A 21,655-nucleotide genomic window follows, 5' to 3' on the forward strand; every position below is an offset into this window, starting at 1 on the left:
GACTAACTCAGCGACACGTCAAGCCGCCGGGCCGATCTCGACACGCCGGGCTTCCTTCGCGTCAGCCCCGCCCGTGATCGTTTCCGGCTTTTTGAGAATAATGTGGTCTTCCGCCACGCCTGCTGCCTTCAGCGCGTCGCGCACGGCTTGTGCGCGATGCTTCGCCAGTTCGGCGTTCGCGTCGGCCGAGCCCGACTTGTCGGTAAAGCCCGACAGCGCGAGCTTCGCGTCCGGATGTGCCTTCGCATAGTCGGCCGCGGCGGCGATCGCCGCTTTCGCGTCGGCCGGCAGCACGCTCTTGCCCGTCTCGAAGTAGATCGTCGACAGTGCGGCCGATGCCGCTGCCGCCGGCTGCTCTGCGCCCGACGCAGCCTGCGCCGGTGCCGAAGCTGCTTCGGCCGGTGCCGCTGCCGCTGCGCCCGCCGCGTCTTCCGGCATCTTGCCGTTACGCGCGTCGGCCACTTGCTTCGGCTGCAGCAGGTCGTTCTTGTGGTTGCCCCACGAATTGCGTTCGTACGTGATGACCGATGCGATGTCGAGATCCGACAGCGACGCCCACGACGGCATCGCGCCCTTGCCGTGCAGCACGCGCTCGACGTGGCCGGCGATCGGGCCGTTCACGATCGGGCTGCCGTCCATGGCCGGGAATGCGCCGAGGCCCTTGCCGCTCACCTGGTGGCAGGCCGCGCAGTTCGCCTTGTAGACTTCCTCGCCGTGCGCGACGAGTTCAGCCATCGTGTAGACCTTGTTCGGATCGACTGCGGCGCTGGCCAGCTTGGCCTTCTGCGCGGTGACCCACTTCGCGTAGTCGTCATCCGACAGGACTTCGACGACGACCGGCATGTACGCGTGTTCCTTGCCGCACAGCTCGGTACAGAAACCGCGGAACGTACCGACCTTGTCGGCCTTGAACCACGTGTCGCGCACGAAGCCGGGGATCGCATCCTGCTTCACGCCGAACGCGGGCACGTACCACGAGTGGACGACGTCGTTCGCGGTCGTGATGATGCGGATCTTCTTGTTGACCGGCACGACGAGCGGGTTGTCGACTTCCTGCAGATAGGTGTCGGTGATCGGCTTCTTGCCCATCACTTCGTCACGCGGGGTGCTGAGCGTCGACAGGAAGCCGATGCCCTCGCCCGGGCCCTTCACGTAGTCGTAGCCCCACTTCCACTGGTAGCCGGTGACCTTGATCGTGAGATCGGCGTTCGTCGTGTCCTTCATCGCGACGACGGCCTTCGTCGCCGGCAGCGCCATCAGCACGACGATGACGAACGGCACGATCGTCCAGATGATCTCGACGGTCGTGCTTTCATGGAAATTGGCGGCCTTGTGGCCCTTGGATTTGCGGTGCGCGAAGATCGAATAGAACATCACGCCGAACACGCCGACGAAGATCACCGTACACAGGATGAGCATCATCGTGTGGAGATCGTAGAGCTCCTCGGCGATCTTCGTGACAGGCGGCTGAAAGTTGATCTCGTTGACGCGGGGGCCGCCCGGGCTATCACCGACCGCCAGGGCGGCACCGGCAAAGAGCAATCCGCTGCATGCCAGCACGCCCGTGAGGGCTCGCTTGATTGTTTTCATAGCATCCTTACCCAAAATTTCCATTCAAACCCTCCCCCGTCGCAAGCCGCCGGCCCTATCCGCCGGTGCCCGCGCCTCGTCAGCCGCAGCGCCTGAGCGACACGCGCAGTTCGTCGGCGAACTGCGCACGCTTGTGCTGCGCGAGATGCTGCCCGATTACGACGGTCTGCCCGCGCGATACCAGTCGAATCGGATCGCGTGGCGTCGCACCCGGCTCGACCCGCACCCAGCGCGGGTTGAATTCGATCTGCGTGAGCCGCTCCGCATCCATCCGCTCGATCACGAGCCGGTGCGGATACAGCCTGATGCGCTCGTAATCGACCGCATGGCGAGCATAGATCGCAAATGCGACACCCACAGCCAGCAACTCGATTCCGGTGAAGGGCATGACGAGCCAAGCCCCCCGCCACATCAGCAATGTCGCGATCACCAGCGAGAAGCCCGCGAGCGACGCGTAAAACAGCACGAACTGGCGCGGCGACGCCGAACAGTTGCGTTTCATGAGCCAGTCTTCGAGGACCGGCTCGCCGTTCGTCGTCTCCGCCAAAACCCTCGCTGCTTCCATCGCCGCCTCACGCGAATGGCATGCGATGCATGCCTGCATCGGACTCGTCGGCCCGTATTGCGGGGACCCCGGGACGACAAGCTGACGCATTATAGGCGGGTTCAATGGCATCCACAAGCAAGCGACTATCGGCCCGCGAGCCAAGCGCGACAAGCTTTTCGGCCATTTCAGGCGCCAATTCGACCCCGCTTTGCGCCGCTAATTTCAGACATAACAAAACCCCTCTTTACCGCTTTACCGATTCTTCGGACGCCCCTTTCCGATGTCCTCGATGCGCACGATCCCGTGCCCTTCGGCGGTCGTGCGCGGCACGGCCTTCCATGCGTGGCCGTAGATCACTTCGAACGTCAGCGGAATCGTGCCGTCCGCGCGCCGGCGGGCCTCCAGCGCGTCGCCAAGCGCGGCGCGAAAGCGCCGCGTCGCGCGCTGCGGCGCCTCGCGGTCGAACGGATAGGCGCCCCAGCGGCGCACGTCGGCCAGCAGGGAGTCGGGGGATTTGTAGGTGACGGTCAGCACTTCCTGATCCATCACGGGAATCTCGAAGCCGCTCTCGACGAGCATGTCGCCGAGATCGTGCATGTCGACGAAATCGATCACGCGCGCGGCGGGCGGCGCCATGCCGAGTGCCGCTTCGGCGTCCGCGCAGGCCGCGCGCAATTCGCGCAGCGTATCGGGGCCGAGCGTGCTGAACATCAGCAGCCCGTTCACGCGCAGCACGCGCTGCCATTCGGGCAGCACCGCGTCCGGGCGCGAATGCCAGTGGAGGGCGAGATTCGACCAGATCAGGTCGAACGCGCCGCCGGGGAACGGCAGCGCGGCGAAATCGGCCTGCGCGACGCGCGGGCCGCGCTGGCCCAGTGCGCGGCCGAGCGAGGCCGGCAGCCAGCGGCGCCAGCTCGCCTGCTCGACCTCGCGCTGACCGGCTCGCGCGAGCATCGCACCGGACAGGTCGACGCCGAATACGGGCGCCTCCGGAAAGCGCGCGCGCAGCGCCGGCAGGTCGTCGCCGGGGCCGCAGCCCGCGTCCAGCACGGCTGCGGGGCTCACCTTGATGTATTCGAGGCGCTCATTCATCCGCTGCGCGATCTCGCGCGGCAGGAACGCGACCGCATCGAACGTGGCGGCACGGCGGTCGAAGATCCGCCGCAGGCGCCTTGCGTCATTGGCCGGACGGCCGGTTGAAGTCGAAGCTGGGGACATGTCGGGCACACTGGCGAAGAGCCCGAAGTATACTCGCTCGCCCCGCAGGCTTCATTGAGGCGGGGTGTCAGGAGTGTTGCGATGATCCGCAGTTCCGCCCGACGCACGATGCGCGTCGCTTTGTCGCAGGTTCGCGCGCTGGCAGCGCGCGTCGCCGCGGTCGCGCTGCCGAATCGCTGCGCACTGTGCGGCAATTTGTCACACACCATGATTTGCGGCGCTTGCGACGCCGCGTACTGGAACGAAGCGCGGCTGCGCTGCGACGTCTGCGCGCTGCCGCTGGGCATCGGGCCACCGCGTTCGCACTCGCCCCGCGGCGCTCGCGCCGGCGCCGGCCGTGCGGCCGCGTATCGGTGCGACGCTTGCCGTGCGGCGCTGCCGCCGTTCGATGCAACGCTCGCGCTGGCGGATTACCGCGCGCCGCTCGACGGGCTCGCGCGCGGCCTGAAGTTCCACCGGCAACTCGCGCTCGGCACCGAATTCGCGGCGCGGCTCGCACGGTTGATCGACGATACGCCCGGCGCCGGCGGCTTCGACCTGGTCGCGCCGGTGCCGCTGTCGCACCGGCGGCTCGTCGCGCGCGGCTACAACCAGGCGTGGGCGATCGCGCGTCCGCTCGCGCGGCGGCTCGGCGTACCCGCCGATGCGGCGCTGCTCGCGCGGGTCGCCGACACCGCGCCGCAGTCGCGGCTCGACCGGCACGCACGGCGCGACAACGTGATGGCGGCATTCGCGGTGGCGGGTGGCGTCACCGGCCGCCACGTCGCGCTCGTCGACGACGTGATGACGTCCGGCGCGACGCTCGCGGCCGCCGCGCATGCGCTGAAGGCGGCGGGCGCCGCGCGCGTGACGAATCTGGTTGCGCTGCGCACCGCCAGGGATTAATTAGATAGAGAGGCCAGCCGCCCGGACACGGCGGCGGCCGCCACGAACCGGCCGGCCGGGAGCACGCGCGTTGCGCCGCCCCGGCCGGCCCAGCCAGACCGAAACATGTTCAACGTCGTCCTCGTCGCCCCCGAAATTCCGCCGAACACCGGCAACGTGATCCGCCTGTGCGCCAACACGGGCGCGCGCCTGCATCTGATCGAACCGCTCGGCTTCCCGCTCGACGACGCGCGGATGCGCCGCGCGGGCCTCGACTATCACGAGTATGCGCAGATGCGCGTGCACCGCGACTGGGATGCATTCGTCGCGGCGGAAACGCCCGATCCCGCGCGGATGTTCGCGTTCACCACGCGCGGCTCGGGCCGCTTCCACGATCATGCATTCCTGCCCGGCGACTGGTTCGTGTTCGGCTCGGAAACGCGCGGCCTGCCCGCCGAGCTGCTCGAGCGCTTCCCGAACGAACAGCGCGTGCGCCTGCCGATGCGGCCGGACAACCGCAGCCTGAACCTGTCGAACACGGTCGCGGTGGTCGTGTTCGAGGCGTGGCGCCAGGCCGGCTTCGAAGGCGGCGCATGACGCTTGCGCGGCGCATCCCGCGCCGCGGGACGCGTCACGCCCGCGCGAGCCGCGCGCGATACAGGTCGTAGATGTCGGGGGAAAAGCACGCGAACACCACGCGTGCGAGGTTCGGCGCCTGCGGCAGCATTTCGGCGACGGTACCGACCGCGATCTCGACGGCTTCTTCAGCCGGATAGCGATAGATGCCGCAACTGATTGCCGGGAACGCAATCGACGTTGCCGCGACCTCCTCGGCCAGCTCGATCGCGCGCCGGTAGCACGATGCGAGCAGGTCGGCCTCGCCGCTCCCGCCGCCGTGCCACACGGGCCCAACCGCATGGATCACGTAGCGCGCCGGCAGCCCGTGGCCGCGCGTGAGCTTGGCATCGCCCGTCTCGCAGCCGCCGAGCGTGCGGCATTCGGCGAGCAGGCCGGGGCCGGCCGCGCGGTGGATCGCGCCGTCGACGCCGCCCCCGCCGAGCAGCGAGCCGTTCGCGGCGTTGACGATCGCGTCGACATCGAGCGTCGTGATGTCGACGACCTGCGCATCGAGCGTGGTGGAATGGATCTGCAGCATGACAACCTCCCGGAACGCCGGAGACTGTTCAAGCGTAGCGCGCTTTGACGCCGCGCGCCCGAAGCGAACGCGGCGCCGGATGGCGCCGGGCCGCCCTACTCGGCGCGCGCGTCGCGCCGCAGCAGGCCGCTGACGGCGTCGCGCGGCGCGATGCCGTCGAACAGCACGCCGCACACGGCTTCGGTGATCGGCATTTCGATCGACTGCGCACGCGCGATGGCCAGCACGGCCTGCGCGCAGCGCACGCCTTCGGCCACGTGGCCGAGCGCGCCGAGGATATCGTTCAGCGTGCGGCCGGCCGCCAGCTGCAGGCCAACCGTGCGGTTGCGCGACAGGTCGCCCGTTGCGGTGAGGATCAGGTCACCGAGGCCCGTGAGGCCCGTGAAGGTTTCCGCCCGGCCGCCGAGCGCCACGCCGAGGCGCGACATTTCGGCGAGGCCACGCGTAATCAGCGCGGCGCGCGCGTTCAGCCCGAGACCGAGGCCGTCGGCGATGCCGGTCGCGATCGCGAGCACGTTCTTCACCGCGCCGCCCACCTCGACGCCGACCACGTCGTCGCCCGTATAGATCCGCATCGCGCCGTGATGAAACGCGGCGAGCGTGCGCTCGCGGCATTCGGCGGACGTGCTCGCCACCGTCAGCGCGACGGGCAGCGACTGTCCGACCTCGCGTGCGAAGCTCGGCCCCGACAGCACGCCGTTGCTGTGCTGTTCGGGCAGTTCGGCCGCGATCACCTGATGCGGCAGCAGGTGCGTATCGGCCTCGAAGCCCTTGCAGACCCAGACGACGTGCGCAGGCACGCAGCCTGCGTCGCGCATCGCGTGACACAGCGTGCGCAGCCCGGCCACGGGCGCGGCGATCACGCACAGTGCGTCGTCCGCGGCGCCATGCGCGAGCGCGGCGCCGAGATCGGCGTCGTAGCGCAATGCGTCAGGCAGCGCGATACCGTCCAGATAGCGGGAATTTTCGTGCCGGGCCTGCAGCCCGGCGATGAGCGCGGCATCGCGCGCCCACAGAAGCGTATCGTGCCGCGCGGCCAGATGGCCCGCGAGCGCGGTGCCCCAGGCACCGGCGCCGAGAACGGCTACTTTCATACCCAGCACCGGTCCTCCGAGTGAAACGTCAGTTCAGCGTCGTGCCGTTCGGTGCGCCTGCTGCGGCACCGGCCTGCTGCTGAAGCTGCGCGAGGCGCTGCTCGTACAGCGCCTGGAAGTTGATTTCCGCCAGGTGGATCGGCGGGAAGCCCGCACGCGTGATCGCGTCGGCGATGTTCGAACGCAGGTACGGGAACAGGATCGTCGGGCAAGCGATGCCGACGAGCGGGTCGAGCTGTTCGTCCGGAATGTTGCGGATGTCGAAAATGCCGGCCTGCTTCGCTTCGATCAGGAACGCGACCTTGTCCTTCACCTTCGCGGTGACGGTGCCCGACACGACGACTTCGAACACGCTTTCCGCGAGGCGGTCGGCCTTGACGTCGACTTCGACTTCAACCGACGGCATGTCCTGCTCGAGGAAGATCGCCGGCGAATTCGGCTGCTCGAGCGACATATCCTTCAGGTAGACGCGCTGGATGTTGAAGAACGGTTGGTTTTCGACGTCGGACATGGTGTTTCCCTAAAAGTGGTGACGGGGCGGCCCGGCTTCTCGCCGGCCGCCACGGATTTATCCTGCGCGCCCAAGCCGCGGCGCGGCCGGCGGCCATTCTGCCCTATTCAGGCCGCTTGCAGAAGCGATACGAGCCCGCCTTCGCGGTCGAGCTTCGACAGATCGTCGTAACCGCCAACATGCGTGTCGCCAATATAGATCTGCGGCACCGTGCGGCGCCCCGTGCGCGTCATCATTTCGTCGCGGCGGGCCGGATCGCGGTCGATCAGCACCTTCTCGATCTGCTCGACACCGCGCAGCTTCAGCAGGCGCTCGGCCTGGATGCAATACGGACACACCTGCGTGCTGTACATCAAAACCTTGTTCACTTCGCCACTCCTTGTTTGACGACCGGCATCCCGGCCTGCTGCCAGGCGGCCACGCCGCCCTCGAGCACGTGCACCTCGGCGTAGCCCGCCGCCTCGACCTCGCGAGCCGCCTTTTGCGACTGCTGGCCGTTCTGGCAGACGAGCAGCACCGGCGTGCTCTTGTTCTTCGCGACCTGCGCGATCTTCGCGCCGATCTCGCCCGCCGCGACCTGACGCGCCGACGGCAGGTGGCCAGCAGCGAAATCGGACGCGGCGCGCACGTCGATCACGACCGCGTTGCGGCGGTTGATAAGTTGCGTCGCCTCTGCGGCGGACAGGCCGCCACGGCCGCGGCGCAGTGCGGGCCAGGCCAGCAGGCCGCCGGATACCACCAGGATCGCGATAAGGGCCAGGTTGGTGTAATCGGTAAAGAACGTCACGGAATTCCGCCGGAAAAAGAGAAATCGGATGAGGACAATCCCGCCATTATAAAATAACCGTCTTGCGCGATGGCGGGCCCGGGTCGGGTCCTGCTCGACGCGCCACAGCTTCCTTCACTACCGACCGCAAGATCCATGTACAAACTCGTTCTCATCCGCCACGGCGAATCGACGTGGAACAAGGAAAACCGCTTCACCGGCTGGGTCGACGTCGACCTGACCGAACAGGGTCGCAATGAGGCCTACCAGGCCGGCGAATTGCTCAAGGAGGCCGGCTACACGTTCGACATCGCGTACACGTCGGTGCTCAAGCGCGCGATCCGCACGCTGTGGCACGTGCAGGACAAGATGGACCTCATGTACCTGCCGGTCGTCCACTCGTGGCGCCTGAACGAGCGCCACTACGGCGCGCTGTCGGGCCTGAACAAGGCCGAAACGGCCGCGAAGTTCGGCGACGACCAGGTGCTCGTGTGGCGCCGCAGCTACGACACGCCGCCGCCCGCGCTCGAGCCGACCGACGAACGCGCACCGTTCAACGACCCGCGCTATGCGAAGGTGCCGCGCGAGCAGCTGCCGCTCACCGAGTGCCTGAAGGACACGGTCGCGCGCGTGCTGCCGCTGTGGAACGAATCGATCGCCCCGGCGGTCCGCGCGGGCAAGCAGGTACTGATCGCCGCGCACGGCAACTCGCTGCGCGCGCTGATCAAGTACCTCGACGGCATCTCGGACAGCGACATCGTCGGCCTGAACATCCCGAACGGCGTGCCGCTCGTGTATGAACTCGACGAGAACCTGAAGCCGATCAAGCACTATTACCTCGGCGACCAGGACGCGATCGCACAGGCGCAAGCCGCCGTCGCGAAGCAGGGCAAGGCGGGCTGATGCCCGTCGGCCGGGCAAGCCGCGTCCAGCGCGGCATGCCCGGCCGGGGCCCTTGCCCCTCACCCCGCTCGCTGCGCGAACCTTCGCGCCCCCGGCGTGGTCGAATCCGCTTTCGAACCCGCAGCGCGGGCGGCGGTGCCCCGCCGGGCCGGCTCCGGGCTCTTTTCGACGCATTTCGCGCCGTTCCACTGAGTCATCGGACGAACAGTTATACTTGTCCGCTACATCCCCGCTACCGCCACGCGCTTCCCGACCGCACCAGATCTCTATGCGAATGAAATTGAAGAACATCGGCCTGATTGCCGCGGGCCTCGCCACGGGCGTGTTCGCCACGCTGCAGGTTTCCGCATCGGCCGAGCAGACCGCCACGGCGCCGCTTCCCCTCGACCAGCTCCGCCTGTTCGCGGAAGTCTTCGGACAGATCAAACGCGAGTACGTCGAACCGGTCGACGACAAGAAGCTGCTGACGGCCGCGATCAAGGGCATGGTGTCGAGCCTCGACCCGCACTCGTCGTTCCTCGACAAGACCGACTATGACGAGCTGCAGGAGCAGACGAAGGGCCGCTTCGCGGGTCTCGGCATCGAGATCTCGCAGGAAGACGGCCTCGTCAAGGTGATCTCGCCGATCGAGGATACGCCCGCGTTCCGCGCCGGCATCCGTCCGGGCGACCTGATCACCCGCATCAACGACAAGCCGGTGCGCGGCATGACGCTCGACAAGGCCGTCAAGCAGATGCGCGGCGAGCCGGGCACCAAGGTCACGCTGACGATCTTCCGCAAGAGCGACGACCGCACGTTCCCGGTCACGGTCACGCGCGCGATCATCAAGGTCCAGAGCGTGAAGATGAAGATCCTCGATCCGGGCTATGCATACGTCCGCATCACGAGCTTCCAGGAGCGCACGACGCCCGATCTCGCCCAGAAGCTGCAGGACATCGCGCGCCAGCAGCCGAACCTGAAGGGCCTCGTCCTCGACCTGCGCAACAACGGCGGCGGCCTGCTGCAGAGCGCGGTCGGCGTGGCCGGCGCGTTCCTGCCGCCCGACTCGGTCGTCGTGTCGACCAACGGCCAGATCGCCGATTCGAAGCAGGTCTACCGCGATACGTACGACAACTATCGCCTGCCGTCCTTCGATGGCGATCCGCTGAAGAACCTGCCGCCGGTCTTCAAGACCGTGCCGATGATCGTGCTGACGAACGCCTATTCGGCGTCCGCGTCGGAAATCGTCGCCGGTGCGCTGCAGGATTCGAAGCGCGCGCAGATCATGGGCAAGACGACGTTCGGCAAGGGTTCGGTGCAGACGGTCCGCCCGATGACGGCCGACACCGCGCTGCGCCTGACCACCGCGTACTACTACACGCCGAGCGGCCGTTCGATCCAGAACAAGGGCATCACGCCGGACGTGCCGGTCGATCAGTACGCGGACGGCGATCCGGACGACGTGCTCGTGACACGCGAGGTCGACTACACGAACCACCTCGCGAACACGCAGGATCCGAACGAGAAGAAGGAACAGGAAGACCGCGAGCAGCGCCGGATGGATCAGTTGCGCGTTCTTGAAGAGCAGAACGACAAGAAGACGCCGGAGCAGCGCCAGAAGGATCGCGATCGCAAGCCGATCGAGTTCGGCAGCGCCGACGACTTCATGATGCAGCAGGCGCTCAACAAGCTCGAAGGCAAGCCGGTCCAGGAATCGAAGTCGCTGCTCGCCGAGAGCACGAAGAGCCCGGCCGGCAAGGCCACGGCGAGCTCGAAGGGATCGGGCGCGAACGCGAAGCCGGTGTCCGCACCGAAGCCCGCGTCGGCGCCGAAGTAAGCGCCGGCCGGCATCCGACGGGCCATCGCGGGAAGACCGCGATGGCCCGTTTTTCATGCGCGCCTAAAATAACGACACGACCGCCCGCCTCGTCCACGACTCCCCATGAACGACGATCAACTCCTGCGCTACTCCCGTCACATCCTCGTCGACGAAATCGGCATCGAGGCGCAGCAGCGCTTTCTCGATGCGCATGCGATCGTCGTCGGCGCGGGTGGTCTCGGCTCGCCCGCCGCAATGTACCTCGCGGCATCGGGCGTCGGCACGATCACGCTCGTCGACGCCGATACGGTCGATCTCACGAACCTGCAGCGGCAGATCCTGCACGTGACGGCATCGGTCGGCCGCCACAAGGTCGAATCGGGGCGCGACGCGCTCGCTCAGCTGAACCCCGAGGTGAAGGTGCACGCGGTCGCGGAGCGCGTCGACGACGCGTGGCTCGACGCGCACGTGCCGCACGCGACCGTCGTGCTCGACTGCACCGACAACTTCGCGACGCGGCACGCGATCAACCGCGCGTGCGTCGCGCACGGCGTGCCGCTCGTGTCGGGCGCCGCGCTGCGCTTCGACGGCCAGATCAGCACGTTCGATTTCCGCGACCCGGCCGCGCCCTGCTATGCGTGCGTGTTTCCGGAAGACCAGCCGTTCGAGGAAGTCGCGTGCGCGACGATGGGCGTGTTCGCGCCGACGGTCGGGATCATCGGCGCGATGCAGGCCGCCGAGGCGCTGCGCGTGATCGGCGAAATCGGCAAGACGCTCAACGGGCGGCTGATGATGCTCGATTCGCTGCGGATGGAATGGACGACGATGAAAATCGCGCGCCAGGCCGACTGCCCCGTGTGCGGGGGCCGGCACTGACGCGCGACGGGCATGCGCCGGGCGGCGCATGCGTGGTGACACTTCGCTACGGTTTTAGCGGCCCCGTGGGCGCCTACGCGGCCGCATCCGCGCGCGGCTCCGCGACCGACAGGCGCTGCAACGCGGCCTGCACTTCCTCCGGCTCGAACGCGGCGAGCACGTCGGCCGTCGGCTTTTCGAGCGCCTTCAGGTGCGCGCGCAGGATCTCCTGCTTCACGACGAGCAGCTGGCTCGGGTGCATCGAGAACTCGGTGAGCCCCATCCCGAGCAGCAGGCGCGTGAGCGCCGGATCGCCGGCCATCTCCCCGCACACCGACACGGACACGCCCGCGCGCTTCGCTTCGCGCAACGTATAGGCGATCAGGTGCAGCACGGCCGGATGCAGCGGGTCGTACAGGTGCGCGACCGCGTTGTCGGCGCGGTCGATCGCGAGCGTGTACTGGATCAGGTCGTTCGTGCCGATCGACAGGAAATCGAACCGCTTCAGGAACAGCGGCAGCGCGATCGCCGCGGCCGGAATCTCGATCATCGCGCCGATGCGCACGTTCGGGTCGTACGCGAGCCCCGCGTCGTCGAGCTGACGCTTGGCCTCGCGGATCAGGTCGAGCGTCTGGTCGATCTCCTGCGCGTGCGCGAGCATCGGGATCAGGATCTTCACCTGGCCGAACGCGGACGCGCGCAGGATCGCGCGCAACTGCGTGAGGAACATCTGCGGCTCGGACAGGCTCCAGCGGATCGCTCGCAGGCCGAGCGCGGGGTTCGGCGCCGTCTCGTAGCCTTCGTCGAGCGCCTCGAGCGGCTTGTCCGCGCCGACGTCGATCGTGCGGATCGTCACCGGCATGCCCTTCATCCACTCGACGGCCCGCTTGTACGCGGCGAACTGCTCCTCCTCCTCCGGCATTTCCTTCTGATGCATGAACAGGAACTCGGAACGGAACAGCCCGACGCCGACCGCGCCGGCATCGACGGCCGCCTTCGCGTCGTCGGGCAGCTCGATGTTCGCGTACAGCTCGATCTTCGTGCCGCACAACGTTTGCGTCGGCGAGAACTTCAAACGCTGCAGCTTGCGTTGCTCCAGCAGCTTCTCGGACTGCCGGTACGAATATTCCTCGAGGACGATCGGCGCCGGATCGACGATCACGATGCCCTGGTCGCCGTCGACGATGATCAGGTCGTCCTGGCGGATCAAGGCGCTCGCGTGCTGCACGCCGACCGCGGCCGGAATGCCGAGGCTGCGCGCGACGATCGCCGTATGCGACGTACGCCCGCCGAGGTCGGTGACGAACGCCTGGAACGACTGCGACTTGAACTGCATCATGTCGGCCGGCGCGATGTCGTGCGCGACGACGATCATCTCGTTCGTGCCGTTCTTGGCCGCGCGGTCAAGTGCCTGCGACGCGGACGGCGCGCCGGCGAGCGCCTTCAGCACGCGCTCGACCACCTGCTCGATGTCGGCCTTGCGCTCGCGCAGGTATTCGTCCTCGATGTCGTCGAAGTGGCGCGTGAGCAGCTCGAGCTGCTCGGTCAGCGCCCACTCGACGTTGTAGCGGCGCGTGCGGATCAGGTCGATGGTTTCCTGCACGAGCATCTCGTCGCTCAGGATCATCGCGTGCACGTCGATGAATGCGCCGACTTCGCTCGGCGTGTCGTCGGTCAGGTCGGCGCGCAGCGCTTCGAGTTCGTGATGCACGACCTCGAGCGCCGTGCGGAAGCGCTCGACCTCCGCATCGATCTGGTTGGCCTCGACCAGGTAATGGGCGACGTCGAGCGCCGCCGGCGCGATCAGATACGCTCGCCCGATCGCGATACCACGTGAGACGGGAATGCCATGCAGCGTGAAGGACACGCGCACCTCCTCTTCTATACAAGTAAAGCCGCGGCACACTGCTGCGATGCGCTTATGACCCCGGTTAGCGATTATAAATTCCGCGACTCCCCGCTGACTGCATGCACCGCAGCATTGCGCATTCCGCATCAATGCTTCCGGCGAAAAAAATGCCGCGGGATCCGCGGCATTCTGACTGGAAACGGCAACGATCCCGCGCGGGGATCACTGGCCTTCGCCGAACTTGTCCGCGATCAGCTTCAGCAGCGCGTCCATCGCTTCCCGCTCGTCCGACCCTTCGGTCTCGATCGTCACGGTGCTGCCGATGCCCGCCGCCAGCATCATCACGCCCATGATGCTCTTTGCATTGATCTTGCGCCCGTTGCGCGTCATCCAGACTTCCGACTGGAAGTTGCCGGCCAGTTGCGTAAGCTTGGCCGATGCGCGCGCATGGAGCCCCAATTTGTTGACGATGGTGGTTTCTTGTTGAAGCATGATTCTCGGTCGGGTCGGTCGGGGCCGCCGGCGGCGCGCGTCGGCGGTGCTGTCTAAAACGGAAAACGGGAAATCAGTGCGATTCGGTGCGCGGTTGCGGTTCGGGCGGAATCGGCGCGCACTGGCCGCAGCCGGTTTCCGTCGGCGGCGGCGGCGTGCCGGACGACACCTCGTGGACGCCCTTCGCGCCGCCGGACAGCGCCTTGTCGACCAGCTTGTCGAGCGGCACGGTGCGGTAGCAGACGGCCCGCACGAGCATCGGCAGGTTCACGCCCGCCAGCACGCGCACGTTGTCGATCTTGGCAAGCTGGCCGGCGATGTTCGCGGGCGTCGCGCCGTACATGTCGGTCAGCACGACCACGCCGTTCTCTTCCTTGAGCCGCGCGAGTTCCGCGTGCGCGAACGCCATCACCTGGGTCGGATCGCTGTCCGCCGTCACGTCGATACAGCCGATGCGGGCGGGCACGCCGCCATAGATGTGTGCGATGCAGTCCCGCAGCGCGGTGGCGAGCGGGGCGTGCGCGATGATCAGGATCCCGGCCATGTCAGATCGCTCCCGGCCGCCCCTGGCGGGCCGACACCCCGCGGCGGGGCAATGAGCGTAGCGAGTGAGGGAAACGTTCCATGTTCAGCCTTGCAACAGTTTCGGCCCGACCGCCGGGCCTTCGGTGCGCGAGCGCGGCACCGGGCAAGCGGGCATTGTAGCAGGCCGGTCGAACTGCTCCGGCGACGGGGGACCTGCGCGGCCGCCGCCGGGGTTACGCGGGAGACGGCCTACGCGGCCGCACGCTCCAGCGCGTCGATGAACATCGCGGCGACGTCGAAGCCCGTCTGCTCCATGATCTCGCGGAAGCACGTCGGGCTCGTGACGTTCACCTCGGTCAGCCAGTCGCCGATCGCATCGAGGCCGACCAGCAGCAGCCCGCGCGCCGCGAGCACGGGCCCAAGCGTTTCGGCGATCTCGCGATCGCGCGCGGTCAGCGGCTGCGCAACGCCGAGCCCGCCCGCCGCGAGATTGCCGCGCACCTCGCTGCCCTGCGGAATCCGGGCGAGCGAAAACGGCACCGGCTCGCCGCCGATCAGCAGGATGCGCTTGTCGCCGGCCTTGATCTCGGGGATGAATTTCTGCGCCATCACCGAACGCGTGCCGTCGTGGCTCAGCATCTCGATGATCGAACCGAGGTTCATGCCGTCCGGCTTCACGCGGAACACGCCCATCCCGCCCATCCCGTCGAGCGGTTTCAGGATCACGTCGCCGTGCTCGGCGTGGAACGCGCGCAGCCGTTTCGCGTCGCGCGTGACGAGCGTCGGCGCGACGAACTGCGGAAACTCGCCGATCGCGAGCTTTTCCGAATGGTCGCGGATCGACTGCGCCTTGTTGAACACGCGCGCGCCGGCGCGCTCGGCCAGCTCCAGCAGCCAGGTCGACGTCACATACTCCATGTCGAACGGCGGATCCTTGCGCATCAGCACCGCGCCGAACGATTCGAGGCGGCGCGCGTCGACCGGCCCGGCCTCGTACCACGTCTCGCGATGCAGGTCGTCCGGGTCGCCGACGAACGTGATGCGCCGCACGTCGGCTTCGACGGCCGACCCCGTCCATGCGAGGTGGTTCGGCTCGCACGCGTACACCGCATGCCCGCGCCGCGCCGCCTCGGCCATCATCGCGTAGGTCGAATCCTTGTAGATCTTGAAGCGCTCGAGCGGGTCGGCGATAAAGAGAATGTCCATGAGGTCCTGTACGTAGCGAAGGTCCGTTACACCTGGATGGCTTCGGGATCGGTCTTTTCCAGTTCGATCGACGACGCGATCAGCGACAGCCGCGCGACGACGCCGTACATGTAGAAACGGTTCGGCGGCGCGGCACCCGGCTTGGCGCCCGCATCCGGCAGCGCGGTGTGCTCGAAGCCGAGCGGCACGTAGTGCATGCCGGGCGCGTTCAGGTTCTGGTCGCGCTCGCGGCCGGCGTGCGTGCGGTAGAAGCCGCCGACCACGTAGCGGTCGATCATGTACACGACGGGCTCCGCGACTTCGTCGCCGACGCGCTCGAACGTATACACGCCTTCCTGCACGATCACGTCGCGCACCGCGAGGCCGGCCTTCGACTCGGCCATCTGCGCGCGCTCGGCCTTCGACATGCGGCCGATCTCGGCCGCGTCGTGCACGGTCATCACGCCGCGCCCCGCCGTGCCCGCGTCGGCCTTCACGACGACGTACGGCTTCTCGCTGATTCCGTATTCGCGGTACTTGCGCGCGATCTTCTTCAGCACGCCGTCGATCGCATCGGCGAGCGCCTGCTCGCCTTCATGCGCCTGCCAGTCGACCCCTTCCACGTGCGCGAAATACGGATTCACCATCCACGGATCGACGCCGACCATCTTCGCGAACTTCTTCGCGACGTCGTCGTAGCACGAGAAGTGCGTCGACTTGCGGCGCACGGCCCAGCCCGCGTGCAGCGGCGGCAGCAGGTACTGCTCGTGCAGGTTTTCCAGCACGGCCGGAATGCCGGCCGACAGGTCGTTGTTCAGCAGGATCGAGCACGGATCGAAATTCTTCAGGCCGAGGCGGCGCTGCGAACGCTCGAGCGGTTCGAGCACGATCTTCTGGCCGTCGGCCAGCGTGATCGGCGTCATGTCGGTGATGCTCGGGTCGAGCGAGCCGAAGCGCACGTGCAGGCCGGCCTGGCGCATGATCGTCGCGAGGCGTGCGACGTTTTCGAGGTAGAACGCGTTGCGGGTCGGCAGCTCGGGAATCACGAGCAGGTTCTTCGCATCCGGGCAGATCTTCTCGATCGCGGCCATCGCGGCCTGGACGGCGAGCGGCAGCACTTCGGACGGCAGATTGTTGAACGCGCCGGGGAACAGGTTCGCGTCGACGGGTGCCAGCTTGAAGCCGGCGTTGCGCAGGTCCACCGAACAATAGAACGGCGGGGTATGTTCCTGCCATTCGAGCCTGAACCAGCGTTCGATCGCAGGCGTCGCGTCGAGGATCTTCTGCTCGAGTTCGAGCAGCGGACCGTTCAACGCGGTAACGAGGTGGGGAACCATGAATCACTCGCGAGCGGGAGAATGAAGATTGTAGAGCAATTGCCCTGCCCATTTGGGGATTGTTCCCGGCTTCGCAAGGGTTTGGAGGAAGTTTTCGGCTATTGACCCGATAGCGCGAAGGGTTATGCGCTACGGCAGTGGGTGACAGGAGAAAAAAAGCCCGCCGGGTGAGGCGGGCCGAAGTCGCTGCGCTCATTCATGGCGGGCGCCGTCGTCGCGGCGGCCCGCCGGTCATTCTTGTGACTTATTCGACATGCTCGCCGTGCAGGACCACGTCGAGGCCTTCGCGCTCTTCTTCTTCCGACACGCGCAGGCCGATCGTCAGGTCGATCAGCTTCAGCAGCACGAAGCTCAGCACGCCGCTGTAGACCAGCGTGATCAGCACGCCCTTGGCCTGCAGCAGCAGGCTGCCGTCGGCGCCGCCGATGTCCTTGACCGCGAACACGCCGGTCAGCAGTGCGCCGAGAATCCCGCCCACGCCGTGGACGCCGAACGCGTCGAGCGAATCGTCGTAGCCGAGCTTCGACTTGAGCCACGTCGCCGACCAGAAGCACACGACGCCGGCCGCGATGCCGATCACGAGTGCACCCGTCACGCCGACGAAGCCGGCCGCCGGCGTGATCGCGACGAGACCCGCGACCGCACCCGACACGATGCCGAGCACCGACGGCTTGCCGTGCGAGAGCCACTCCGCGAACATCCAGCCGAGTGCCGCGCAGGCCGTCGCGACTTGCGTCGTCAGCATCGCGAAGCCGGCACGACCGTCGGCCGCGACTGCGGAACCCGCGTTGAAGCCGAACCAGCCGACCCACAGCATCGAGCCGCCGATCATCGTCAGCACGAGGTTGTGCGGCGCCATCGATTCACGGCCGAAGCCGATGCGCTTGCCGAGCATCAGGCACGACACGAGGCCCGCGATACCGGCGTTGATGTGCACGACGGTGCCGCCCGCGAAGTCGAGCACGCCGTCCGACGACAGCCAGCCGGTCGGCTCCCACACCATGTGCGCGATCGGCACATAGACGATCAGCGACCAGAGCGTCATGAACACGAGCATCGCCGAGAACTTCATCCGGTCGGCAAACGCGCCGCAGATCAGGGCCGGCGTGATGATCGCGAACGTCATCTGGTAGACGAAGTAGACCGATTCCGGAATCGTCGTCGCCAGGTGGCTGACGGTCAGCGTCGTCGCCTTGTCGCCCTTCACGTAGGTCATCCCGTGCAGGAACGCACGCGACAGGCCGCCGATGAAGCCGTTGCCCGGCGTGAACGCGAGGCTGTAGCCGACCACCGTCCACAGCACCGTGATCACCGCGGTGATCGCGAAGCTCTGCATCACGGTCGCGAGCACGTTCTTCTTGCGAACCATGCCGGCGTAGAACAGCGCGAGGCCGGGGATCGTCATGAACAGCACGAGCGCGGTGGACGTCAGCATCCACGCGGTGTCGCCCGCGCTGATCTTCGACGAATCGACCGAGAACGGCTCGGTCGGTGCGGCGGGTGCGGCCGGAGCCGAAGCGGCGGTGGCAGCCGAGGCGGCGGCACCCGACGCGGGTGCGGCGGCAGCGGCCGTGGCGGATGCGTCGGTGGCAGCCGGCGCCGAAGCGGCCGGAGCGGCGGCAGCCGAGGCGTCGGAAGCCGTTGCGGCGGGCGCGGACGCAGCCGCGGCGGACGCCGCGTCGTCGGCGAGCGCGGAGCCGACACCGGCCGCGATCAGCGAGCCGGCCATCAGCAGGGACATCAGAAGTTTGCGCATCTTGGGTTTCCTCTTGTCGCTTGTCTTGTCTGTTCTGTTACAGCGCGTCTGCGCCTGTCTCCCCGGTGCGAATCCGGATCACCTGTTCAATCGCCGTGACGAAGATCTTGCCGTCGCCGATCTTGCCCGTGCGCGCGGCCCGCTCGATCGCCTCAACCGCCTGGTCGACGAGATCGTCGGACACGGCTGCCTCGATCTTCATCTTCGGCAGGAAATCGACCACGTATTCGGCGCCGCGGTACAGCTCGGTGTGCCCCTTCTGGCGCCCGAACCCTTTCACCTCCGTCACCGTGATGCCCGAGACGCCAAGCGCCGACAGCGCCTCGCGCGTCTCATCGAGCTTGAACGGCTTGATGATTGCGGTAATGAGTTTCATGAAGTCCTCTCGCTGGGTTGTCCCGTCGAATTGGTTGGAATGTTGTAACGGACTCTCCTCAGCAACTCGCATGCCATGTTGGTTCGCGCACCGTTTCAAAGGGCTTCATCAAGGGGTCGCATCCCGTGATGTAAGGTGCGGAAGCCCGGCCGAATGGCCAACGTGGCCCGGTTTGCTGGCGCGGCGAAAGGATCGTTGCTAGAGTGCACGCACGTCCCGGATCGCCGGGGCATTCACCCATGCGGGCGCCATGCCCGGAATTCGCGCTCCGGGCGCACCATTTCCGGTCATGCGTGCATCATGGGCACGTACGCAACTGAAGATGCACATTTTTTGTGCAAGGAAGGGGAATCACATGAAGCAACCCAGCGACGTTTTCAACGACCTGCAGTCGCGCGTCAGCGATCTGCTGAAAAACTCGCCGGCCAAGGACGTCGAGCGCAACGTGAAGGCCATGCTGTCGCAAGGCTTCTCGAAACTCGATCTCGTCACGCGCGAGGAATTCGACACGCAGGCACAGGTGCTCGCCCGCACCCGCGTGCGCCTCGAGGAACTCGAGAAACGCGTCGCGGAACTCGAGCAGAAGCTCGCCGCGCCGCAAGCCTGACGCCCTACCCGGCCGCAAGGTCCGGGCGCGGGCCGCCTCGTGCGGTTCGCGCCCGCCGCCCCTGAAGCACTGAAGTCACCGTATCGCTCTTCGTCGTCCGTCGTTCTCCGCAGTACCCCCGCTCTTCGCAGTTCATCGCTCTTCGCAGTAGCCCCGCTCTTCGCTGTCCATCGTTCTTCGCAGTCCGTCGTTCCGCAGTTCCTCGTTCTTTCCCCGCGCCACGCCGGCAAGCGCGCACCGATTCCTCCGATTCCCGCGGCATGCGGCCCCGACCGGCCGTCGTCCGCCCGTCTTGTTTACAGGAGCCTTGCCATGTCGCTCGCCGTGGTGCGCAGTCGCGCGCCCGCCTCCGGCCGTGCGCCGGACGTCACCGTCGAAGTCCATCTCGCCAACGGGTTGCCGTCGTTCTCGATCGTCGGCCTGCCCGATCTCGAAGTCCGCGAAAGCCGCGAGCGCGTCCGGGCCGCGCTGCAGAACTGCGGCTTCGAATTCCCCGTGCGCCGCATCACCGTCAACCTCGCGCCGGCCGACCTGCCGAAGGAGTCGGGGCGGTTCGTTATGGGGCGTAGAACCTGTTAGGTGTTTGATATAGTGGCACCGAGCTTATTGTCGGATATCGCGGAGGCCCTTAGTGCACTTAGTAAAGTCGACCAGCGAATACCAAATCGCCGGGGTTCCGCGACCGTCTTTCCCGATCCTCCTCTGGGAGGACATGACAAGCTGCTGGGAAGCAAACGAATTTCTTCGCTACTACCTCACTCGAGGCGCCATCGGGTCAAAAAACTCATGGGAGCCTACCGGAAGGGCTTTGTACGACTTCTTTAGCTTCCTTGAGGCCCATGATCTCGGCTGGAAGGACGTCAGCCGTAGTGACAAGACAAGCCTTATCGACGGATATCGGATGTACTGCTTCGATGTCGTCGGTCTCGCACGAAACACGGTTCGTCAACGGATTCGCTACATATGCGCGTTCTACGAATTCGCACTGACGGAAGGCTGGATCACGACCCTTCCCTTCAAATATGAGATTCGACAGTACCGCGACGGCACCAAATTCCTGGCTCACGTAGACGCAACGGGCGGGCGGCATCAGGTTCGATCCGTGATGCCTCGAAAGCACAAGGATCTGCCAACGTTCCTCAGCAAAGCCGAGGCCAAGCTTGTGCTCGAAGCCGCAATCAACCGGCATCACCGCGCAATCATTCGATTCGCGCTCGAGTCTGGCCTCCGTCGAGAAGAGCTTGCCAGCTTCCCGCTGGCATATGTCGTTGATCCGGATAAGACTCCATCTCAGACGCGGAACATACGGATAAAGCTGGACCCGAGCGACGGTACTGGCATGAAGACGAAGGGCTCCCGAGCTCGTACCATCATTGTTAAGCGATCGACAATGCGTGATCTGTTTCACTACGCGAAGCGCTGGAGAGGTGAGCGTGCATCCACATCCAATGCGTCGCCCCCCCAGTTGTTCCTCAATCAAGATGGGAATCCTTGGGCGGCGGACGGTAAAGGGATTGAGGCGATGGTTCGACGGGTCGGCGCCACTGTAGGAATCAAGGCGCACCCCCATATGCTGCGGCATACCTACGCAACACACACGTTAGTTGCGTTACAACGCAATCGCGAAGAAAACCGCATCGAACCTATTGTTTTCCTCAAGAATCAGCTCGGGCATGCGTCCATAAGCACGACGATGGTGTATCTCCACATGGTCAATGAGTTGGCTGACGAAGCCACTCTCGCCTATAGCGGCGAAGTTGACGCGTTGACAGAGGAGATTTGATGGGGCGCAAGAAAGTATTTCAGCGAACTGACCTGCCCAACCTCGGGAGCACACCAAATCCTCCGGCAGACCTATTCCATCGGGTGCCAGATATTACTCGCCCAATCAATACGGCTGTCGAATTCGGCCCAAACTTTAAAGGCGGGCGCGCGCGGTTCGACTTTGGCCGATGGTACGGTCACGGCATTGATGCAATCACTTACGCGTGTCAGCGACAAATTGAACGATTTCTTGCGAAGCAAGACGGTGAACTCGCGCTTCTGACATCACATACGTATTGCATGCACATGAAGGACTTCCTCGACTATGTCGTATTGCTTCGTACTGCATTGGATCGTGACCTCACGCTGTCAGACGTCGGTCGTTTGTTGATGTCCGCACAGAACTGACCCACTAGAGCTGAAAATTTTCATCGAATTTTGACCCACGTGATTGAATGCCCT

General features: G+C 66.1%; 23 protein-coding genes and 1 pseudogene. 9 read left to right on the forward strand and 15 right to left on the reverse strand.

Features of this window, described 5'->3' with window-relative positions; all coding sequences use genetic code 11:
- Positions 1 to 18 precede the first annotated feature (18 nt).
- The 3 genes from coxB to BCO18175_RS29770 all read right to left on the reverse strand — a co-directional run bounded on the left by coxB (position 19) and on the right by BCO18175_RS29770 (position 3,355).
- On the reverse strand, positions 19 to 1,614 hold the full coding sequence (gene coxB / locus BCO18175_RS29760) for a cytochrome c oxidase subunit II (RefSeq protein WP_011353278.1): 1,596 nt from the start codon (positions 1,612 to 1,614) through the stop codon (positions 19 to 21).
- Positions 1,615 to 1,669: 55 nt separating this feature from the next.
- A complete protein-coding gene (locus BCO18175_RS29765) occupies positions 1,670 to 2,194 on the reverse strand; it encodes a DUF2244 domain-containing protein (RefSeq protein WP_174986254.1) in 525 nt (174 codons plus the stop codon).
- 195 nt (positions 2,195 to 2,389) lie between these two features.
- The gene (locus BCO18175_RS29770) at positions 2,390 to 3,355 is read right to left on the reverse strand and encodes a methyltransferase domain-containing protein (protein WP_174986237.1); all 966 of its coding nucleotides are present in this window, start codon (positions 3,353 to 3,355) and stop codon (positions 2,390 to 2,392) included.
- An 81-nt stretch (positions 3,356 to 3,436) separates the two neighbouring features.
- On the opposite strand from BCO18175_RS29770, the gene BCO18175_RS29775 reads away from it, so the two are divergent.
- Positions 3,437 to 4,240 (forward strand): ComF family protein, encoded by an 804-nt coding sequence (locus tag BCO18175_RS29775; protein ID WP_174986238.1) that lies wholly within the window; start codon positions 3,437 to 3,439, stop codon positions 4,238 to 4,240.
- 105 nt (positions 4,241 to 4,345) lie between these two features.
- Complete coding sequence (gene trmL / locus BCO18175_RS29780) at positions 4,346 to 4,816, forward strand: tRNA (uridine(34)/cytosine(34)/5-carboxymethylaminomethyluridine(34)-2'-O)-methyltransferase TrmL (RefSeq protein ID WP_011353282.1); 471 nt, start codon at positions 4,346 to 4,348, stop codon at positions 4,814 to 4,816.
- A 34-nt stretch (positions 4,817 to 4,850) separates the two neighbouring features.
- Here trmL and BCO18175_RS29785 read toward each other — a convergent pair whose 3' ends face one another.
- The 5 genes from BCO18175_RS29785 to BCO18175_RS29805 all read right to left on the reverse strand — a co-directional run bounded on the left by BCO18175_RS29785 (position 4,851) and on the right by BCO18175_RS29805 (position 7,767).
- Positions 4,851 to 5,375, reverse strand: a complete 525-nt coding sequence (locus tag BCO18175_RS29785; protein WP_174916203.1) for an O-acetyl-ADP-ribose deacetylase — start codon at positions 5,373 to 5,375, stop codon at positions 4,851 to 4,853.
- Positions 5,376 to 5,470: 95 nt separating this feature from the next.
- Complete coding sequence (locus BCO18175_RS29790) at positions 5,471 to 6,469, reverse strand: NAD(P)H-dependent glycerol-3-phosphate dehydrogenase (protein WP_011353284.1); 999 nt, start codon at positions 6,467 to 6,469, stop codon at positions 5,471 to 5,473.
- A 28-nt stretch (positions 6,470 to 6,497) separates the two neighbouring features.
- Positions 6,498 to 6,980 carry a protein-export chaperone SecB gene (secB, locus tag BCO18175_RS29795; RefSeq protein WP_011353285.1) on the reverse strand — a complete coding sequence of 161 codons (483 nt, stop codon included), beginning with the start codon at positions 6,978 to 6,980 and terminating at the stop codon, positions 6,498 to 6,500.
- A 107-nt stretch (positions 6,981 to 7,087) separates the two neighbouring features.
- Entirely contained in the window at positions 7,088 to 7,348 is a 261-nt protein-coding gene (grxC, locus tag BCO18175_RS29800) for a glutaredoxin 3 (protein WP_122946334.1), read from the reverse strand.
- Positions 7,345 to 7,767 carry a rhodanese-like domain-containing protein gene (locus BCO18175_RS29805; RefSeq protein WP_021164238.1) on the reverse strand — a complete coding sequence of 141 codons (423 nt, stop codon included), beginning with the start codon at positions 7,765 to 7,767 and terminating at the stop codon, positions 7,345 to 7,347. Before BCO18175_RS29805 ends, grxC begins: the two co-directional genes overlap by 4 nt.
- Positions 7,768 to 7,902: 135 nt before the next feature.
- Here BCO18175_RS29805 and gpmA point away from each other — a divergent pair, with 135 nt between their 5' ends.
- The 3 genes from gpmA to BCO18175_RS29820 all read left to right on the forward strand — a co-directional run bounded on the left by gpmA (position 7,903) and on the right by BCO18175_RS29820 (position 11,323).
- The gene (gene gpmA, locus BCO18175_RS29810) at positions 7,903 to 8,649 is read left to right on the forward strand and encodes a 2,3-diphosphoglycerate-dependent phosphoglycerate mutase (protein ID WP_027789056.1); all 747 of its coding nucleotides are present in this window, start codon (positions 7,903 to 7,905) and stop codon (positions 8,647 to 8,649) included.
- A gap of 268 nt (positions 8,650 to 8,917) precedes the next feature.
- Positions 8,918 to 10,465 (forward strand): S41 family peptidase, encoded by a 1,548-nt coding sequence (locus BCO18175_RS29815; protein ID WP_174986241.1) that lies wholly within the window; start codon positions 8,918 to 8,920, stop codon positions 10,463 to 10,465.
- Between the two features lie 105 nt (positions 10,466 to 10,570).
- Entirely contained in the window at positions 10,571 to 11,323 is a 753-nt protein-coding gene (locus BCO18175_RS29820; protein ID WP_089484625.1) for a HesA/MoeB/ThiF family protein, read from the forward strand.
- A 73-nt stretch (positions 11,324 to 11,396) separates the two neighbouring features.
- Here the strand turns inward: BCO18175_RS29820 and ptsP are convergent, their stop codons facing one another.
- The 7 genes from ptsP to BCO18175_RS29855 form a co-directional block, all read right to left on the reverse strand.
- Complete coding sequence (ptsP, locus tag BCO18175_RS29825; RefSeq protein ID WP_174986256.1) at positions 11,397 to 13,187, reverse strand: phosphoenolpyruvate--protein phosphotransferase; 1,791 nt, start codon at positions 13,185 to 13,187, stop codon at positions 11,397 to 11,399.
- A 186-nt stretch (positions 13,188 to 13,373) separates the two neighbouring features.
- Complete coding sequence (locus BCO18175_RS29830) at positions 13,374 to 13,643, reverse strand: HPr family phosphocarrier protein (RefSeq protein ID WP_031401331.1); 270 nt, start codon at positions 13,641 to 13,643, stop codon at positions 13,374 to 13,376.
- A gap of 73 nt (positions 13,644 to 13,716) precedes the next feature.
- Entirely contained in the window at positions 13,717 to 14,187 is a 471-nt protein-coding gene (locus BCO18175_RS29835; RefSeq protein ID WP_174916205.1) for a PTS sugar transporter subunit IIA, read from the reverse strand.
- A gap of 230 nt (positions 14,188 to 14,417) precedes the next feature.
- Positions 14,418 to 15,374, reverse strand: coding sequence for a glutathione synthase (gene gshB / locus BCO18175_RS29840; protein WP_011353294.1), 957 nt, complete (start codon positions 15,372 to 15,374; stop codon positions 14,418 to 14,420).
- A gap of 26 nt (positions 15,375 to 15,400) precedes the next feature.
- Entirely contained in the window at positions 15,401 to 16,690 is a 1,290-nt protein-coding gene (gshA, locus tag BCO18175_RS29845; protein WP_174916207.1) for a glutamate--cysteine ligase, read from the reverse strand.
- A gap of 244 nt (positions 16,691 to 16,934) precedes the next feature.
- Positions 16,935 to 18,446, reverse strand: a complete 1,512-nt coding sequence (locus BCO18175_RS29850) for an ammonium transporter (RefSeq protein WP_174971548.1) — start codon at positions 18,444 to 18,446, stop codon at positions 16,935 to 16,937.
- 37 nt (positions 18,447 to 18,483) lie between these two features.
- On the reverse strand, positions 18,484 to 18,822 hold the full coding sequence (locus tag BCO18175_RS29855) for a P-II family nitrogen regulator (protein ID WP_027789049.1): 339 nt from the start codon (positions 18,820 to 18,822) through the stop codon (positions 18,484 to 18,486).
- Between the two features lie 355 nt (positions 18,823 to 19,177).
- Here BCO18175_RS29855 and BCO18175_RS29860 point away from each other — a divergent pair, with 355 nt between their 5' ends.
- The 4 genes and pseudogenes from BCO18175_RS29860 to BCO18175_RS29875 all read left to right on the forward strand — a co-directional run bounded on the left by BCO18175_RS29860 (position 19,178) and on the right by BCO18175_RS29875 (position 21,601).
- Positions 19,178 to 19,429 carry an accessory factor UbiK family protein gene (locus BCO18175_RS29860; RefSeq protein ID WP_006489451.1) on the forward strand — a complete coding sequence of 84 codons (252 nt, stop codon included), beginning with the start codon at positions 19,178 to 19,180 and terminating at the stop codon, positions 19,427 to 19,429.
- A 312-nt stretch (positions 19,430 to 19,741) separates the two neighbouring features.
- Positions 19,742 to 19,984, forward strand: a pseudogene (locus tag BCO18175_RS29865) (magnesium chelatase domain-containing protein); the annotation flags it as partial.
- Positions 19,985 to 20,237: 253 nt separating this feature from the next.
- Positions 20,238 to 21,212 (forward strand): tyrosine-type recombinase/integrase, encoded by a 975-nt coding sequence (locus BCO18175_RS29870; protein ID WP_254608186.1) that lies wholly within the window; start codon positions 20,238 to 20,240, stop codon positions 21,210 to 21,212.
- Complete coding sequence (locus tag BCO18175_RS29875; RefSeq protein WP_174986245.1) at positions 21,212 to 21,601, forward strand: hypothetical protein; 390 nt, start codon at positions 21,212 to 21,214, stop codon at positions 21,599 to 21,601. The genes BCO18175_RS29870 and BCO18175_RS29875 overlap by 1 nt, the downstream gene beginning before the upstream one ends.
- The last annotated feature ends 54 nt before the right edge of the window (positions 21,602 to 21,655 follow it).

Origin of the sequence: Burkholderia lata, from assembly GCF_902499335.1 — a bacterium.
Lineage (GTDB): Bacteria > Pseudomonadota > Gammaproteobacteria > Burkholderiales > Burkholderiaceae > Burkholderia > Burkholderia lata_B.

Excerpts from the sequence above, each read along its gene's own strand:
- BCO18175_RS29770 (WP_174986237.1), bottom strand. The coding sequence starts at position 3,355 with ATGTCCCCAGCTTCGACTTCAACCGGCCGTCCGGCCAATGACGCAAGG.
- BCO18175_RS29775 (WP_174986238.1), top strand. The coding sequence starts at position 3,437 with ATGATCCGCAGTTCCGCCCGACGCACGATGCGCGTCGCTTTGTCGCAG.
- gshA (WP_174916207.1), bottom strand. The coding sequence starts at position 16,690 with ATGGTTCCCCACCTCGTTACCGCGTTGAACGGTCCGCTGCTCGAACTC.
- BCO18175_RS29765 (WP_174986254.1), bottom strand. The coding sequence starts at position 2,194 with ATGCAGGCATGCATCGCATGCCATTCGCGTGAGGCGGCGATGGAAGCA.
- BCO18175_RS29785 (WP_174916203.1), bottom strand. The coding sequence starts at position 5,375 with ATGCTGCAGATCCATTCCACCACGCTCGATGCGCAGGTCGTCGACATC.
- trmL (WP_011353282.1), top strand. The coding sequence starts at position 4,346 with ATGTTCAACGTCGTCCTCGTCGCCCCCGAAATTCCGCCGAACACCGGC.
- gpmA (WP_027789056.1), top strand. The coding sequence starts at position 7,903 with ATGTACAAACTCGTTCTCATCCGCCACGGCGAATCGACGTGGAACAAG.
- BCO18175_RS29790 (WP_011353284.1), bottom strand. The coding sequence starts at position 6,469 with ATGAAAGTAGCCGTTCTCGGCGCCGGTGCCTGGGGCACCGCGCTCGCG.
- BCO18175_RS29820 (WP_089484625.1), top strand. The coding sequence starts at position 10,571 with ATGAACGACGATCAACTCCTGCGCTACTCCCGTCACATCCTCGTCGAC.
- coxB (WP_011353278.1), bottom strand. The coding sequence starts at position 1,614 with ATGGAAATTTTGGGTAAGGATGCTATGAAAACAATCAAGCGAGCCCTC.
- BCO18175_RS29815 (WP_174986241.1), top strand. The coding sequence starts at position 8,918 with ATGCGAATGAAATTGAAGAACATCGGCCTGATTGCCGCGGGCCTCGCC.
- BCO18175_RS29850 (WP_174971548.1), bottom strand. The coding sequence starts at position 18,446 with ATGCGCAAACTTCTGATGTCCCTGCTGATGGCCGGCTCGCTGATCGCG.
- BCO18175_RS29860 (WP_006489451.1), top strand. The coding sequence starts at position 19,178 with ATGAAGCAACCCAGCGACGTTTTCAACGACCTGCAGTCGCGCGTCAGC.
- BCO18175_RS29830 (WP_031401331.1), bottom strand. The coding sequence starts at position 13,643 with ATGCTTCAACAAGAAACCACCATCGTCAACAAATTGGGGCTCCATGCG.
- BCO18175_RS29855 (WP_027789049.1), bottom strand. The coding sequence starts at position 18,822 with ATGAAACTCATTACCGCAATCATCAAGCCGTTCAAGCTCGATGAGACG.
- BCO18175_RS29875 (WP_174986245.1), top strand. The coding sequence starts at position 21,212 with ATGGGGCGCAAGAAAGTATTTCAGCGAACTGACCTGCCCAACCTCGGG.
- secB (WP_011353285.1), bottom strand. The coding sequence starts at position 6,980 with ATGTCCGACGTCGAAAACCAACCGTTCTTCAACATCCAGCGCGTCTAC.
- gshB (WP_011353294.1), bottom strand. The coding sequence starts at position 15,374 with ATGGACATTCTCTTTATCGCCGACCCGCTCGAGCGCTTCAAGATCTAC.
- BCO18175_RS29835 (WP_174916205.1), bottom strand. The coding sequence starts at position 14,187 with ATGGCCGGGATCCTGATCATCGCGCACGCCCCGCTCGCCACCGCGCTG.